Source organism: Microbacterium sp. DWRC1-3, assembly GCF_049896645.1.
Taxonomy (GTDB): domain Bacteria; phylum Actinomycetota; class Actinomycetes; order Actinomycetales; family Microbacteriaceae; genus Microbacterium; species Microbacterium maritypicum.
Genome location: NZ_JAFCUS010000001.1, coordinates 1693159 through 1709462, shown reverse-complemented (window position 1 = coordinate 1709462; position 16304 = coordinate 1693159). Strand labels below are relative to the sequence as shown.

The window sequence follows — 16304 nt, the reverse complement described above, 5'->3', positions numbered from 1 at the left end:
CGCTCAGACGGCCTTGCGGAGCGTGTACCCGCGCGGAGTCGCCACGAAGCCGGCCTCCTGCAGGGCGAGGGCGAGTCCCGTGCCATAGACGCCCTCGCCGTTGATCTTCTCGACGGTCAGGGTGTCGAGGCGGCGACTGCGCGCGGTGGTCGCGAGGTCGGCGGCTGCGGCGCGCAGCACCTCGGGATCGTCGCTGAACGACAGCACCGTGCGGCCGCCGCGTTCGAGGGAGAGCACGAGGGTGCCGTCGACGAGCACGACCAGAGCGCCCGCCTTGCGCCCGGGGCGGTGCGACACCCCGTCGAGCTTGGGCCAGCCGAGCGCAGCACCGTAGGGGTTCGCGGGATCGGTCGCCGCGAGGGTCACGGCCTTGCGGGGAGGCGGGTCGGCGAGTCCGGCGTAGGTGCGCAGACGATCGACCGTTCCGGAGGCGGCGAACTGCGCGGCTCCCAGCTTCTCGATCACGTAGCCGCGGCGGCAGTGGCCGGCTTCCTCGAAACCGGCGAGCACCCGGTAGGCCTGGGCGAAACCACCGGGAACGCCCTCGGCCTGCACGGCGCCGCGGGTGACGACGCCGTAGCGGTCGAGCAGGAGCCCGGCGGTGACGGTCGCCCGGCGGGCGGGATCGGTCTCGAGTGCGGGCAGCAGCGACCAACGCCCGCCGATCGAGGGCGGCCGGGGAGCTGCGGCACCCGTGAAGGACACGCCACGGTAGGTGCGGGCACGGGGAGCGCGGCGTTTGACCTTGTGCGCCTGCGAGCCGCCCGCGAGAAGGGAGCGGATCGGGGCGAACGTGTCGTTGGTGACGTGGCCCGACCACGTCAGCGACCACAGCGCCTCGAGCACGGACTGCTCGTTCTCGGCCGCCGCCATCTCCTTCAACTGCCCGGCGAAGTAGGCACCGCCCACGTCGAGGGCGACGAGGATGCGCGACTCCAGGGAATCGGACGCGATCTCGGCGTCGCGCTCCGGCAGGGTGAAAGGGGCGAGGTCTGCCGGATGCAGCGACACCCAGCCGTCGCGCCCCGGCAGCGTGCCGTGGCCTGACCAGATGACCTCTCCGGCGGCCGTCAGCTCGTCGAGCATCGCGGGCGAGTAGTCGCGCACCCGGGAGGGGAGCACGAGCGACTCCCACGCGCTCGCGGGGATCGGCACGCCCGCGAACTGCTCGATCACGGTGAGCACGCCGTCGACGCCTTCGAGCGGTCGTCCGATGTGCTGCCAGTCCGGCAGGAATCGGGCATATGCCTCGGGGGAGACGGGTTCGACCGATCCGCGGATCGCGGCGAGCGAGCGCATCCGGAGGCGGCGCAGCACCTCGGTGTCGCACCATTCGATGGCGTCTGCGCTGCCGGCCGCCTCGGGCAGGAAGTACCCGCTCGTGATCCGCCCTGCGGTCTCGAGGCGTTGCAGCGTGTGCCGGGCGACGGCGGCGCCGAGTCCGAACCGCGTGGCGACGGTATCCGTGGTGAACGGGCCGTGTGTGCGGGCATGACGGGCGACGAGGTCGCCGAGGGGATCGGCGACGGGTTCGAGGAACGCCACAGGGATGCCGGTGGGCAGCGCCGCTCCCAGCGCATCGCGCAGACGCCCCGCATCCTCGATCGCGGCGACGCGGCTCGTGCCGGCGATCGTGACGGGGATCGCCCGGCGCGCGGTGATCAGCTCGTCGAGCAGCGCTCCGGCCGAGGTGTCGGCCATCGACTCGGGGTCGAGGCGCGCGGCCACCTCGTCGGCGTCGAGCGGCCCGAGCATCCGCAACAGGTCGGCGACGCCCTCGAGCCCGCGTGCCCGGCGATCGGGGTCGAGACGCTGGGCCTCGCGCTCGAACTGGGCGATCACATCGGGGTCGAGCAGTTCGCGCAGCTCGACCGTGCCCAGCAGCTCGCCCAGCAGCGCGGGGTCGACCGAGAGCGCGGCCGCTCGGCGCTCGGCGAGAGGGGAGTCGCCCTCGTACATGAACGCGCCCACGTAGCCGAACAGCAGGTCGCGGGCATAGGGCGACGGCTGCCCGGGCTCGGTCTCGACCAGGCGGATGCGGCGATCCGCGATCGACGTCGCGAGTGTGCGCAGTGAGGGGAGGTCGTAGACGTCCTGCAGCACCTCGCGCAGCGTCTCCAGGATCACCGGGAACGTCGGATGACGTCTGGCCACCTCGAGCAGTTGCGCCGACCGCTGCCGCTGCTGCCACAGCGGCGTGCGCTTGTTCGGGTTCATGCGCGGCATGAGCAGCGCGCGCGCCGCGCACTCGCGGAACCGGGAGGCGAACAGGGCGGAACCGCCCACCTCCTCGGTTACCAGGTGTTCCAGCTCGTCGGGGTCGAACACGAACAGCTCGGCGCCGGGCGGCTCGGCCTCGGCGTCGGGGATGCGCACGATGATGCCGTCGTCGCTCGCGACCGCCGACCCCTCGACGCCGAGACGCTCGCGCACCCGCGCGTTGATCGCCAGCGCCCAGGGGGCATGCACCTTCATCCCGTACGGGGAATGCAGGATGACGCGCCAGTCGCCGACCTCGTCGCGTCCCCGCTCGACCGTCAGGGTGCGGTCGGTGGGCAGCGTGCCCGTCGCCTCGCGCTGCTCGGTCAGGTGGGCCATGAGGTTCGCCCGTGCCTGCTCGTCGAGCCCGGCATCGATGAGTCGCTGCGCCGCCTTCTCGGGGGTGGCCGCCGACACCTCGCGGGAGAACGCGCCCAGCGCCTCGCCGAGTTCGAACGGTCGGCCGATGCCGTCGCCGTGCCAGAACGGCACCTTGCCGGGCTGGCCGTAGGCGGGGATCACGTTGACGCGGTCGTGGGTGATCTCAGCGATCCGCCAGCTCGTCGTGCCGAGCGTGAACACATCTCCCACCCGCGACTCGTAGACCATCTCCTCGTCGAGCTCGCCCACGCGTGCTCCGGTCGTCTCGCCGGCGACGAAGACCCCGAACAGGCCGCGGTCGGGGATCGTGCCGCCACTGGTCACCGCGATGCGCTGCGCACCGGGGCGTCCGGTCAAGGTGCCGGCGTCGCGATCCCACACCAGTCGCGGCCGCAGCTCCGCGAACTCGTCGGAGGGGAAGCGGCCGGCGAGCAGGTCGAGAGTCGCCTCGTAGGCCGAACGCGGAAGGGCCTGGAAGGGCGCCGACCGGCGGACCGTCTCGAACCACTCCTCCACGCCGATGGCGCCGAGCGCGCTCGCCGCGACCGTCTGCTGGGCCAGGATGTCGAGCGGGTTGCGTGGCACCTGGATGGCCTCGATCTTGCCCGCCAGCATCCGCTCGGTCACGATCGCGGTGTGCAGCACGTCGCCGCGATGCTTCGGGAAGAGCGCGGCGCGACTGATCTCGCCCACCTGGTGCCCGGCGCGGCCGACGCGCTGCAAGCCCGAAGCGGCGGACGGGGGCGCCTCGACCTGGATCACGAGGTCGACCGCACCCATGTCGATGCCGAGTTCGAGACTGCTCGTCGCCACGACGCAGCGCAGCACCCCCGACTTCAGCTCCTCTTCGACCTGAGCTCTCTGCTCCTTCGAGACCGACCCGTGGTGCGCCTTCGCGAGCACGGGATCGGCGCCCGCGGTGGCTCCGGCCTGCGCCATCATGGCGGCGGGTATGGTCGCCGGCGGCAGCTCGATGCCGATGCGCTCGGAGTAGATCTCGTTCAGTCGGCCCGTCAGGCGCTCGGCGAGCCGGCGGGAGTTGGCGAACACGATGGTCGAGTTGTTCTGCAGGATGCGGTCGACGATCGCCTCCTCGACATGCGGCCAGACGGATCCGGTGACCTCGGAGTATTCGGCATCGGCCGCATCCCCTGGCACACCGGGAGGGGGCGGCGGGTTGGTCATGTCGTCCATCGGCACGACCACGCCGAGCTCGAAGGTCTTGGATGCGGGAGGTGCGACGATCTCGACCGGAGCCGACCCGCCGAGGAACCGCGCGACCTCGTCGATCGGACGTACCGTGGCCGAGAGCCCGATGCGCTGTGCCGGCTTCTCGATGCCGTTCGCGCGGCGCAGGGAGTCGAGACGCTCGAGACTCACGGCGAGGTGTGCGCCGCGCTTGGTGGCGGCGACGGCGTGCACCTCGTCGATGATCACGGTGTGCACCCCGCGCAGGGTCTCGCCCGCCCGGCTCGTGAGCATGAGGTAGAGCGACTCGGGGGTCGTGATGAGGATGTCGGGCGGATCTGACACGAGCTTGCGCCGGTCGCTCGAGGTCGTGTCGCCCGATCGCACGCCGACCGTCACCGCAGGCGAGGGCACTCCGAGCCGTCTCGCCGACTGCCCGATGCCGATGAGCGGGGAGCGGAGGTTGCGCTCGACGTCGACGCCGAGCGCCTTCAGCGGGGAGATGTAGAGGATGCGCGTGCGCGGCTCGCCCTTCGCAGGCGCGGAGGTCTCCGCCATGCGCTCGCGGAACACGCTGTCGATCGCCCACAGGAAGGCCGAGAGCGTCTTGCCCGAGCCGGTCGGGGCCACCACGAGGGCGTGCTTGCCTGCGGAGATCGCGTCCCACGCGCCCGCCTGAGCGGGAGTGGGCGCGGGAAAGGCACCCCGGAACCAGTCCTGCGTCGCGGGGGTGAAGCGGTCGAGCACATCGCTCATCCCTCCATCTTCGTGCAGGCCGGGGACATCGGGGTCGTGACGATGTCGGCGGAGGGCGACCTCGACACCTTCATCGAGGTCGCCGAGGTCTGTCCGGCCGAGCAGGCCACCTGCGCCGGGGCGTCGTACCGCAGTACGACGCCCCGGCGCAGTGGGCACTTCGGGCCGACGCGACGGGGCGGCCTGCGCTCATACCGTCTCCCTATGCCCACCGGAAACACCGTCTCCCATCCCGCAGGAACCGCGTTGCGCGTCATCGCCTCGATCGTCGGAAGCGTGCTCGTCGCCGTCGCGCTGAGCATCATCTGGATCGCCAGGTTGAGCATCGATCGGGTCCTGTACGTGAGTGGTCTCGGCGCAGACGGCGAGCCGACCGCCGGATGGTTCGAACTCGCGCTGCTCCTGCTCGTCGTCGGGGGCTTCGCTGTGGCCTGGGCCGCGCGCGGGCTGCGCTCCACGGTGCCGTGGCTGAGCGTCTGGTCGCCGTCGTTCTCGGTGGCGATGGCGTCGTCGCTGTTCCTGGTGGCCTCGCAGGTCACGTGCACGACCGGATGCCCGCTGCCGGTCGGGCCCGCGTTCACGTGGCAGGACCTCGTGCACACGACCGTCGCCGTTCTCGCCTTCGCGCTCGCCGCCTTCGCGATGCTCCAGGTCTCGTTCTTGGAGGGTCGACGGACGCTGCGGGTGCTTTCGCTCGGCGCCGGTGCCTCCACCGCAGCGATCGCGGCGGCCGGCGGCATCCTCTCGCTCCTGCAGTTCCGCACCGACATCGGGAGCATCCTCGAACTCGTCGCGACCACCATCGGGATGGGGTGGCTCGCGATCCTCGGAATGGACACCGCGGTCGCGCAGCGGCGGGTGCGGCGCAAGACATGGAAGCCGGTGCTGCAGGCCGTCGAAGTCCACAGGAGCACCGCGCGCAGCACGGGAACGATCTCTCTCGTCGCCGTCTCCCGCTGAGGGAGCCGCGAGTGCGGTGCGTAGAGTCGTCACATGCGAGAGTCAGCACCGGCCGGCGATGGAGGGGTCCGTGCGGTGGACCTGCCACGGCCACCGGGAGTGGTGCGGCGGTTCTGGGGGAGTCACCCCTGGCTCTTCGACGGGCTGCTCGCCTTCTTCTATCTCCTTCTGAGCGGGTTCTGGGTGCTGGTCACCCCGTTGTCGTCGGGAAAGTGGTCGCCGCTCCCACCGATTCTCATCCCGCTGATCCTCGCGCTCGTCGGCGCCGCGGGCCTGCTCGTCCGGCGCCATCGTCCCTGGATCACCTTCGCGGTGTTCGTCATCGTCGCGGCGATCACGATCGTGATCGACACCCCCGCCGACCCGATCGGCATCGCCCTGGCGCTGTACGCGGTGTTCGTCTATCGCTCGAACCGCAGTGGTTGGATCGCCTTCGGGATCACGGTCCTCGGCGGCATCCTCGTGTTCCCGCTGCTGGACGGCCTGCGGCGGGGCGATCTCGGCGGTTCGTTCTCCGTGGCGGTGAGCCTGCTCTTCCTCGTCGTGATGCTGATCGCCGCACTCCTCGGAGTGACCGTGGGTGACCGGCGCCGCTACATCGGGGCGATCCTCGACCGCGCCAACCAGCTCGCGCGCGAACGCGACCAGCAGGCGAGGATCGCGACACTGGCCGAGCGTGCGAGGATCACCCGCGAGATCCACGATGTCGTGGCGCACAGCGTGTCGGTCATGGTGTCTCTCGCGGACGGTGCGAGCGCGCTGGCCGAAAAGGACCCCCAGCGGTCGCGGAGTGCCGTTCAGGAGATCGGCGAGGTCGGTCGGCAATCTCTCATCGAGATGCGGCAGCTGCTGGGAGCCCTCGGAGACGACACCGTCGACGCGGACGAGCAGAGTCCGCTGCGCCCCAATCCCGGGCTGAGCGAGCTCACCGCTCTGGTCGAGACCTTCCGCACGGCCGGGCTGCCGGTCACGGTGCGCACGCAGGGAGCGGCGCCCTCATCACCGGCTCTGCAGAACACGATCCACCGCATCGTGCAGGAGGCGCTCACGAACGCGCTGCGCTACGCGAAGGATCCGCGCGAGGTGCTCGTGAACCTCGACTTCCGTGGAGAGGTCCTGATGGTCGAGGTCTCGGATGACGGACGGCAGGGCCCGCCAGCGGCATCCGTCGGGTCGGGACGTGGCCTCCTCGGAATCCGGGAGCGTGCACGACTCGCAGGCGGAACCGTGCAGGCGGGCCCCGCGCCCGGCGGCGGATGGCGCGTGCGGGTGGAGATCCCCGAGCAGGAGGAACAGCGATGACCGAGGAACGAATCCGACTCCTCATCGTCGACGATCACGAGCTGATCCGGCGCGGTATGCGAATGGTGCTCGACGCCGAGGACGACATGCAGGTGGTGGGCGAGGCGGTTTCCGGTGCGGAGGCCGTGCACATGGCCGCGGATCTGCGACCCGATGTGATCCTGATGGACATCCGGATGCCGGAGATGGACGGCATCGAGGCGACCCGCCGCATCGTCAGAGGCACGCCGTCGAGCCGCGTGCTGGTGCTCACGACCTTCGACCTCGACGAGTATGCGTTCGGGAGCCTCCGCGCAGGAGCGAGCGGATTCCTGCTGAAGAATACGCCTCCCGGGCAGCTGACCACCGCTATCCGAGCGATCGCCGCGGGTGACGCCCTGGTCTCGCCGCGTGTGACCCGATCGATGCTCGACCTGTTCGCCACACGCCTGCCCCGGGAGTCCGAGACGGTGGATCCGCGGTTGGGGGTGCTGACCGAGCGGGAGCGCGAGGTGTTCCTCGCGATCGCCAAGGGCCACAACAACACCGAGATCAGCAAGAGCCTGTTCGTGTCCGAGTCGACCGTGAAGACCCACGTCGGCCGCATCCTGTTGAAGCTCGATCTGCGCGACCGCGTGCAGGCCGTCATCCTCGCCTACGAGGCCGGGGTGGTCTGACAGCACGGGTCCGGCGAAGGCGGGTGTCGGGAAGGCCCTCTCCCCGACACCCGCCTCTCCGATCTCCCGCGCATCACGCTTCCAGTGAGACCTCCTGGAGCGCGCCCTCCGCATCGATCTCGAGCGTTAGGTCGAGATCCAGCCGCCGCAGGAACGCATCGTCATGACTCACGATGAGCACCGCGCCCCGGTAGGCGCGGAGGGCTTCGACGAGCTGGTCGACCGTGTCGAGGTCGAGGTTGTTGGTCGGCTCGTCGAGCACCACGAGGTGCGGTGCGGGGTCGGCGAGCAGCAGCTTCGCCAGCGCGACGCGGAAGCGCTCGCCGCCGGAGAGGGCGGCGACCGGACGCTCCGCGGTGGCCCCGCGGATGAGGAAACGGGCGAGCCGGTTGCGCAGCTCCTTCTCCGGCACGTGCGGCGCCGCGGCGGCGATGTTCTCGAACACCGACCGCCGCTCGTCGAGGCCGTCCACGCGTTGCGGCAGGTAGCCGATCAGATCGGTGTGGGCTTCGGCATGCAGGGCTGGCCGTACGGACCTCAGGACTTCCGTCTCGGATCCGCTTCCTTCCCGCCCCTGCGGCCTGACGGGGGTCATTTCCCCTGAGTCGTGAACACCGGCGGCGATCAACCGCTCCAACAGCGTGGTCTTCCCGGCACCGTTCCGGCCGATCAACGCGACACGCTCCGGCCCCTGGATCACCCAGGCCCGTTCGTGATCGCCGATCGTCGCGATACGGCGGCTGCGCGACACCTGCGGGTCGGGCAGTTCGATCTTCATCGAGGCGTCGGAGCGCACACGTCGCCCGGCCTCGTCGAGCACCGATCGTGCGGCATCCTCCTTCGCCCCGACCTCGGTGCGGAGCTTGCCCGCTGAGACCTCGGCGGCCATCTTGCGGCCGTGCGCGACGATCTTCGGGACGCGCTTCTCGATCTCCGCCTTCTTCGCGGTGCGGGTGCGGTGGGCGAGTTTCACCTCGGCCTCGATCCGCTGGCGCTTCTCCTTGCGGAACGCCTGGGCGGCGGTGACCTCGGCCTGTCTCGCAGCATCCTGCTCGGCGTCCAGCCAGGCGCGCCACTGCGAATAGGGGCCACCGAACACGCTCAGCGTCTGGGCGTACAGCTCGGCGGTGTCATCCATCAGCTCGAGCAACGACAGGTCGTGACTGACGACGATGAGCGTGCCCTTCCAGGCCTGCACCATCGCCGCGAGCTTGGTCCTGGCGTCGCGGTCGAGGTTGTTGGTCGGCTCGTCGAGGAGCGTGATCGGTGCACGGCGCAGGCGGATGCCGGCGATCGCGACGAGCACGGCCTCGCCGCCGGACAGCTCCCCGACCCTGCGGTCGAGGAACTCCGGAGCGAGCCCGGCCTCCGCCAGCGACGCCTCGGCGCGCGCCTCGATGTCCCAGTCGTCGCCGACCGCATCGAAGTGGACGGGGTCGACGTCGCCCGCGCTGATCGCCCGCACGGCGTCGAGTGCCGCGGACACGCCGAGGAGCTCGGCGACGCGGCGGTCGACGTCGAGAGTCAACTGCTGCGGAAGGTACGCGACCTCGCCGGATGCCGTGATGGCACCCGATGTGGCTTCGAGCGAGCCTGCCATCAGCCGCAGCAGCGTGGATTTGCCCGCGCCGTTGCGACCTACGAGGCCGGTGCGTCCCGAGCCGAACGCGCCCGAGACGCCGTCGAGCGCGATCGAGCCGTCGGGCCAGGTGAAGGTGAGTCGGTCGAGCACGACCGATGGGTGAAGAGCGGTGGGGGTTGACATGAGTGTCTCCTGTCGAGTGCATGGGTGCACTGACACCGAGCCCTACCGGCTCGTGACACGCGTCACAGGATGCGGAGGGGAGGGTCTGCCGTGGAGTCGGCGATCGTCGGGTCAGCGCGCGGGAAGAAGAGCGCGGAGGCGACGGATCAGATCAAAGGACTTCCAGACACGGCGGACAGGACTCCCCGACGATACCCGGGCGTGTCGCATTCCCGCAACCCCGGGCGTGTCGGTTCGTGACTCGGTCGTCGATGACGACGATGTGGCTAGCTCGCGGCGACCCCGTCGAGCCACTTCGTGAGGAACCGGTGCACGTCGATGAGCTCCTCCTCGGAGATGCTGTGGGTGAGCCCGGTGTACACCCGGCCCGACAGCTCTGAGTGCGTGGGCAGCCACTGCGCGGTGTGATCGATCAGCGCGGGTGGGATGACGTCGTCGTGCGTTCCTCGGCCCCAGAACACGGGTGGGCGCAGCTCTTCCAGGGCGTCGTCGTTCGGAAGCTCTCCCGGGGACGCATAGCCGCTCAGCGCCACCACCGCGCCGAACCGCTCGGGTGCCAGCCGCAGGGCCTGCAGCGACACCGCCGCGCCCTGCGAGAAGCCGAGCAGCGCGATCGAGGGAGCCTCGGTCGCCGCCGTGTCGAGCCAGCGCAGGAAGGACTCCGCCGCGAGGGTGACGGCAGCGGAGCTGCGCCCGTCGAGTCCCTCGATCGGATACCACGAGCGCCCTGGCATCGGCCACGGGGGTGCGAGGGGCGCAGCGACGGATGCGACGGCGATGCCCTCGGGGAGGTAGGGGACGAGTCCGAACAGGTCGTGCTCGTCGGCACCGTAGCCGTGGAGCAGGACCAGCAGCGGCATCCCGCCGCGGTCGGGGGATGACCATCTGGTCGCGGTGTCGTCGATCGTCAGGTTCTCGCTCACATCGTCATCCTGCCAGGGGCGACCGACGTGCACACGGTGTCGGTTCAGGAAGGCGGCTGGTAGAAAGGACACATGGCGGTCCGCACACCTGATCCCGAGCCGGAGCCCGACGACGAAGGTCTCGGCGCTTTCCGGGAGTCGAACCCGCCCTCCCCGGATGCGAACCCCGGCTGGTTGAGCGAATTCGAGCTCGCAGAGGCGCGACGCCGTCTGCCGATGCTCTACGTCGAGGCGATTCCCGTACGCACCGACGGCTCCGGCCAGGTGACTGAGATCGGCATCCTCCTGCGCTCCACGCCGATGGGGGAGATGACGCGCACGATCGTGTCGGGGCGCGTCCGCTTCGGGGAGACGGTGCGCGACGCCCTGTTCCGGCATGTCGAGAACGACCTCGGTCCGATGGCCTTCCCGTTGATGCCGCCGCAGCCGCTGCCCTTCACCGTCGCGGAGTACTTCCCGATGCCCGGCGTGAGCGCCTTCCATGACGACCGGCAGCACGCCGTGTCGCTGGCCTTCGTCGTGCCGGTCACCGGTACGTGCGAGCCGCGCCAGGATGCCCTCGAGGTCACCTGGTTCTCGCCGGAGGCCGCCGCATCCGATGCGGTCGCCGCCGAGATGGAGAACGGTCGCGGCACGCTCATCCGCCAGGCTCTCGCGAGCCTCGGCCTCCTGCGCTGACTTCTCCGGAAGCTCAGGCCGTGGTGAGGCGGGCGAGCTCGGCGACGAACGCGTCGACGTCGGCTTCCTCGGTGTCGAAGCCGCACATCCAGCGCACCTCCTTGCGCGCCGCGTCCCAGTCGTAGAAGCGGAACGAGTCGCGGAGCCGGTCGGCGACGCCGTCGGGGAGCGTGGCGAACACGCCGTTGGACTGGGTCGGCTGGGTGAACTCCACACCCCGGATGGACCCGTCGGCGATCCCGGCCTCGATCTCGGAGCGCAGGCGCGCCGCCATGGCATTGGCATGCCGGGCGTTGCGCAGCCAGAGGTCGCCCTCCAGCAGCGCGATCAGCTGGGCGGAGACGAAACGCATCTTCGAGGAGAGCTGCATGTTGAACTTGCGCGAGTAGGTGAGACCGTCGGCGGCTTCGGGGTTCAGCACGACGATCGCCTCGCCGAGCATGGCGCCGTTCTTGGTTCCGCCGAAGGTGAGCACGTCGACGCCGGCGTCGCGGGTGAATGCACGCAGCGGCAGATCGAGGGCGGCGGCGGCGTTCGACAGACGGGCGCCGTCGAGGTGCAGCTTCATGCCGCGCTCGTGCACGTGGTCGGCGATCGTGCGGATCTCCTCCGCCGTGTACAGCGTGCCGAGCTCCGTGGTCTGGGTGATCGAGACGACCAGCGGCTGCGCGCGGTGCTCGTCGCCCCAGCCCCACGCCTCGCGGTCGATCAGCTCCGGGGTGAGCTTGCCGTGGTCGGTGGGGACCGTGAGCAGCTTGAAGCCGCCGATCTTCTCGGGGGCCGCGGCCTCGTCGACGTTGATGTGAGCGGTGGAGGCGGCGATCACCGCGCCCCAGCGCGGCAGCATCGACTGCAGGCCGGTCACGTTGGCGCCGGTGCCGTTGAACACCGGGAACGCCTGCACGCCGTCACCGAAGTGCTCCTGGAACACCTCCTGGAGGCGCGCGGTGTACGCGTCCTCCCCGTAGGCGCTCTGGTGGCCGCCGTTGGCCGCGGCGATCGCCGCGAGGACCTCGGGGTGGATGCCGGAGTAGTTGTCACTGGCGAAGCCCCGGATCGCGGGGTCATGCTGGATGCTCACCTCCCCAGCCTAATTGTCCCGGTGCTGCTCTCGGTCCGGTGATCGGGCCTCCGACCCGGTGGGGACTTCCCAATGTCGGGGGTCGGTTCTACCCTCGAAACCATGGAGCGCACCTCAGCGAAGAGGGCTTTCGCCAACGTCCTCGTCAACACGCTCATCGCGAACGTGACGACGAGCTTCCTGTGGTTCGCGCTCACGTTCTGGGTCTACATCGAGACGCGGTCGGTGCTGGCCACGGGCATCATCGGCGGCGCCTACATGCTCTTCGTCGCGTTCTTCGCGATGGCATTCGGCACGATCGTCGACCGCAACCGCAAACACACCGTCATGGTGATCTCGAGCGTGATCTCCGCCGGCGCGTTCCTCGTGGCCGGAGCGCTCTACCTGTGGCAGCCCGAGGCCGCACTTCTCGATCTGGGAGGGCCCTGGTTCTGGCTGTTCTCGGGTGTCATCCTGTTCGGCGGTGTGATCGAGCAGCTGCGCAACATCGCGCTGTCGACGACGGTCACCCTGCTCATCCCCGAAGACAAGCGCGCGAACGCCAACGGCCTGGTCGGCACGGTGCAGGGCATCGCCTTCCTGGTGACGAGCGTCTTCTCGGGGCTCTCGATCGGCTTCCTCGGCATGGGGTGGACGCTCGCGATCGCCATCGCGGCCATGGCGATGACGTTCGTGCATCTGCTGTTCGTGCGCATCCCCGAGGGGACTCCCGAACCCGACCCGAATGCCTCCAGCGCACTCGACTTCCGCGGAAGCGTGCGCGCCATCCGTCTGGCTCCCGGGCTCTTCGCGCTGATCATCTTCTCCACGTTCAACAACCTCATCGGCGGCGTCTACATGGCGTTGATGGATCCCTACGGACTGACACTCTTCGACGCGCAGACGTGGGGCTTCGCGCTGGCGTTCGCCTCGACGGGATTCCTGGTCGGCGGCGGGCTGGTCGCCAAGTTCGGTCTGGGGCCCAGACCCATGCGCACGATGCTGCTCGTGGTCATCGCGATGGGGCTGCTTGGGTCGGTGTTCATGCTGCGGGAGTGGTGGCCGCTGTATGTGGTCGGCATGTGGGTGTACATGGCTCTGGTGCCGCCCGTCGAAGCCGCCGAGCAGACCGTGATCCAGAAGGTCGTGCCCTTCGAGCGGCAGGGCCGCGTCTTCGGCGTGGCTGCCGCGATGGAGGCCGCCGCCGCGCCGATCACGGCGTTCATGATCGCCCCGATCGCCGAGTTCCTGATCATCCCGTACATGAACACCGCCGAGGGGCAGCAGCAGTGGGGGTGGCTGCTCGGTGAGGGCGAGGCCCGGGGCATCGCCCTCATCTGCCTGTTCGCCGGACTGATCATGGTCGTCGCCGCCACGCTGGCGTTCTTCACCCGGTCGTACCGCAGGCTCACCGAACTCTATGCCGAGGCTCCGGAGCAGGTGGTCGAGGCGCCAGGGAACGAGAGCGCGGGCGAGACCACGGTCGCGCTCGACCGCGAGAACGGTCATTCCGCGACCAGATACGCCGACGCTCCGCCCGTCGTCCCGGGGATGCCGCCCGAAACCCGGTGACGGAGCAGGCGCATGAGGCCGTGATCACACCGGCGGCTCAGTCCAGATCGAACACCCGGTCGTTGAGCTCGGCGGCGTCCTCGGCCCACAGGGCGACGATCCGTGCGGCCAGGGCCTCGGGATCGAGTGCCTTCGCGCGGAACACGACGGCTGCTGCGCGCAGCCGTTCTCCGGACTCGCGTGCGGCCTTGGCATAGCCCTGAGCGACGGCTCTGGTCCAAGCCTCACTCGCGGCCTTGACGGCGGCATAGTTGGCCCCGCCGGCCAAGGGACGTGCGACAGACGTCGACGACACGATCGCGAAGCGTCCGGCATCGGAGGCGCGCAGCGCATCGTCGAAAGCCCGGCTCGTGGCGCGAACGGCGTGCAGGGCCGGCAGCAGGGCGGCGAAGTCCTCATCGGATTGCCCGGCCAGACCCCCGCCTCCGCGCCAGCCTCCGACCAGCGGCACCACCGCGTCCACGGGCCCGATCCGGGAAGCCAGGGCGGTCATGCCCTCGAAGGAGGTCGCATCCGCGATCTCGATCTGAGCACCGGCGTCGGCGAGCTCCTGCAGGCGCTCGGCGGAGCGACCGGTGACGATGACGCGGGCGTTCGCGGCGATCAGCGCGCGCGCGGTGGCGAGACCGGCCGCGCTGGTGGCTCCGGCGAGGACCACGGTGCGCGTGGAAGCCGTCGAGTCGGTATGTTCAGCCATGTCTTCCACTCTTCCGGGTCGGAGGGGCTTCTGCGGCCGGAACCCGCGGAGGTATCCGCAGGACAGGTTCCGGCCGCAGTGCGGTGCGCCCCAGCGTCACACTCGGAACGCGCGCGGTGCGCGCGTGATCGTCAGTCGTCGGTGCCGCGGATGCCCACGGTCGACTCGATGATCGGCTTCATCTTCTTGTCGAGGGTCTCGAAGAACATCGACAGCGGGAACTCGTCGTCCATCACGGCATCCGTGTAGCCCTTCGGTGCGCCGGCGAGGATCTCGTCCGACAGGCCGCGGGCCCACTGCGATGCGGGGTGTGGGGTGAGCGTGCCCCGGACGAGCTCGTACGCGGCGAGCCAGTGCGCGACCTTGGGACGGTCGATCGAGTGCCAGTACAGATCGTCGATCGCATCGCCCAGAGCGACCACGGCGTCGGGCACGTTGTCCCAGTCGAACGCGAGAGCGGTGTCGGTCCAGTGCAGCACACCGCGCTGGTGCAGCCACGCGAACAGCAGCTGTCCGCCGACCGCGTCGTAGTTGCGCGTGCGGGTGCCCGTGATCGAGAAGCGGAAGATCCGGTCGAAGATCACCGCGTACTGCACGAGGTGCGCGTAGTCGTGCATCTCCTGCTCGGTCTCGGTGAGCTCTTCACCGGCGGCGATGCGGGCAGCGAGAGCGCGCTCGATCTTCACCGATTCCCGGAACGCCGTCATGTCGCAGCGCATCTCCTCCAGCGAGTAGAGGAAGAACGGCATCCGCTGCTTGATCATGAACGGGTCGAAGGGCAGGTCGCCGCGCATGTGGGTGCGGTCGTGGATGATGTCCCACATCACGAAGGTCTTCTCGGCCACCTGCTGGTCGTCGAGCATTGCGCTCGCGCGCTCCGGCAGGTCGAGGTTGGTGATCGCGGCAGCGGCGCGCGTGACGCGGCGGTACCGGGCGGCCTCGCGGTCCTGGAAGATCGCGCCCCATGTGAAGGTCGGGATCTCGCGCATCGCGACGGTCTCGGGGAACAGCACAGCCGAGTTCGTGTCGTAGCCGGGCGTGAAGTCGACCAGGCGCAGCGAGACGAACAGCTTGTTGCCGTAGTCGCCGGCCTCGAGCGCCGCGATGAACTCCGGCCAGATCGTCTCGACGATCAGCGCCTCGACCAGGCGGTCGCTCGATCCGTTCTGCGTGTACATCGGGAAGACCACGAGGTGGCGGATGCCGTCGACACGGTGCTGCTGCGGCTGGAAAGCCATCAGCGAGTCGAGGAAGTCGGGCACCCCGAAGTCCGAGGCGGCCCAACGGTCGAAGTCGACCACGGATGCGGCGAGGTACTCGGCGTCGTGCGGGAAGGCGGGGGCCAGAGCGCGGATCGCGGCGGTGAGCGCACCGACGAGCTCGCGGGCCGCGGCGTGGTGCGCGGCGTCCGGGATCGAGCCGTCCTTGATCTGCATCTCGCGGATCGCGATCGCGGCGTCCTTGAGCTGCGCCCAGGCGGCGGACTGCTCGGCGATCGATGCGTCCTCGACGACCTCGGGTTCGCCGACGATGGCCTGGACAGCGGAACTGTTGGCGGAAAGAAGGGACATCGGGACCTCCGATCGGAGTTTTTGACGGAAAGATTCCTGTGCAAACGGAATCCTGACGATAATCTTACAGCTATGGATGACTCTGTCGACCGCGCGATCCTGACCGCCATCTCCCGCGACGGCCGCGCCACGCTCTCCCAGCTCTCGGACGCCGTCGGCCTGTCGGTCTCTGCGGTGCAGTCGCGCCTGCGCCGACTGGAGACGAGGGGGGTCATCTCCGGATATCAGGCGATCCTCGACCCCGAGCAGGTGGGCACCCCGCTCTCGGCGTTCATCGAGATCACGCCGCTCGACCCTGCCCAGCCGGACAACGCCCCCGAGCTGCTCGAGCACCTCGACGCGATCGAGGCCTGCCACTCCATCGCCGGCGACGCCAGCTACATGCTGTTCGTGCGGGTGCCGTCTCCCCGCGCGCTCGAAGAGCTGGTGCGCGATGTGAGACTCGCGGCGAACGTCAGCACCCGCACGACCGTGGTGCTGCAGACCTATTACGAGCACCGACCGATCATCCCGGTGGGCTCGACCGAGTAGGCGCC

At 69.7% G+C, this 16304-nt stretch carries 12 protein-coding genes; 6 read left to right on the top strand and 6 right to left on the bottom strand.

What is annotated here, in order from left to right:
• Positions 1–3: 3 nt before the first annotated feature.
• Entirely contained in the window at positions 4–4584 is a 4581-nt protein-coding gene (locus tag ACP699_RS08270; RefSeq protein WP_426170520.1) for an ATP-dependent helicase, read from the bottom strand.
• A gap of 204 nt (positions 4585–4788) precedes the next feature.
• On the opposite strand from ACP699_RS08270, the gene ACP699_RS08265 reads away from it, so the two are divergent.
• The 3 genes from ACP699_RS08265 to ACP699_RS08255 are packed head-to-tail and all read left to right on the top strand — an operon-like array spanning position 4789 to position 7502.
• Positions 4789–5544, top strand: a complete 756-nt coding sequence (locus ACP699_RS08265; RefSeq protein WP_426170518.1) for a DUF998 domain-containing protein — start codon at positions 4789–4791, stop codon at positions 5542–5544.
• Between the two features lie 33 nt (positions 5545–5577).
• Entirely contained in the window at positions 5578–6846 is a 1269-nt protein-coding gene (locus tag ACP699_RS08260) for a histidine kinase (RefSeq protein WP_426170516.1), read from the top strand.
• Complete coding sequence (locus tag ACP699_RS08255) at positions 6843–7502, top strand: response regulator (protein ID WP_426170514.1); 660 nt, start codon at positions 6843–6845, stop codon at positions 7500–7502. The genes ACP699_RS08260 and ACP699_RS08255 overlap by 4 nt, the downstream gene beginning before the upstream one ends.
• 73 nt (positions 7503–7575) lie before the next feature.
• On the opposite strand, the gene ACP699_RS08250 is transcribed toward ACP699_RS08255, so the two are convergent.
• Both ACP699_RS08250 and ACP699_RS08245 read right to left on the bottom strand, forming a co-directional pair.
• On the bottom strand, positions 7576–9267 hold the full coding sequence (locus ACP699_RS08250; RefSeq protein WP_426170512.1) for an ABC-F family ATP-binding cassette domain-containing protein: 1692 nt from the start codon (positions 9265–9267) through the stop codon (positions 7576–7578).
• A 266-nt stretch (positions 9268–9533) separates the two neighbouring features.
• Complete coding sequence (locus ACP699_RS08245; RefSeq protein WP_426170510.1) at positions 9534–10190, bottom strand: alpha/beta hydrolase; 657 nt, start codon at positions 10188–10190, stop codon at positions 9534–9536.
• Between the two features lie 72 nt (positions 10191–10262).
• On the opposite strand from ACP699_RS08245, the gene ACP699_RS08240 reads away from it, so the two are divergent.
• Positions 10263–10868, top strand: coding sequence for an NUDIX hydrolase family protein (locus ACP699_RS08240; protein ID WP_017829271.1), 606 nt, complete (start codon positions 10263–10265; stop codon positions 10866–10868).
• A 13-nt stretch (positions 10869–10881) separates the two neighbouring features.
• On the opposite strand, the gene ACP699_RS08235 is transcribed toward ACP699_RS08240, so the two are convergent.
• Positions 10882–11949, bottom strand: coding sequence for a threonine aldolase family protein (locus tag ACP699_RS08235; RefSeq protein WP_426170507.1), 1068 nt, complete (start codon positions 11947–11949; stop codon positions 10882–10884).
• Positions 11950–12051: 102 nt separating this feature from the next.
• Here ACP699_RS08235 and ACP699_RS08230 point away from each other — a divergent pair, with 102 nt between their 5' ends.
• Positions 12052–13500: an MFS transporter gene (locus ACP699_RS08230; RefSeq protein ID WP_055874235.1), complete on the top strand. Its 1449-nt coding sequence runs from the start codon at positions 12052–12054 to the stop codon at positions 13498–13500.
• Between the two features lie 37 nt (positions 13501–13537).
• On the opposite strand, the gene ACP699_RS08225 is transcribed toward ACP699_RS08230, so the two are convergent.
• Positions 13538–14197: an SDR family NAD(P)-dependent oxidoreductase gene (locus tag ACP699_RS08225; protein ID WP_302793370.1), complete on the bottom strand. Its 660-nt coding sequence runs from the start codon at positions 14195–14197 to the stop codon at positions 13538–13540.
• Positions 14198–14328: 131 nt separating this feature from the next.
• A complete protein-coding gene (locus ACP699_RS08220; RefSeq protein ID WP_055865696.1) occupies positions 14329–15768 on the bottom strand; it encodes a DUF6421 family protein in 1440 nt (479 codons plus the stop codon).
• A 72-nt stretch (positions 15769–15840) separates the two neighbouring features.
• Here ACP699_RS08220 and ACP699_RS08215 point away from each other — a divergent pair, with 72 nt between their 5' ends.
• Complete coding sequence (locus ACP699_RS08215) at positions 15841–16299, top strand: Lrp/AsnC family transcriptional regulator (protein WP_017829260.1); 459 nt, start codon at positions 15841–15843, stop codon at positions 16297–16299.
• Positions 16300–16304 lie beyond the last annotated feature (5 nt).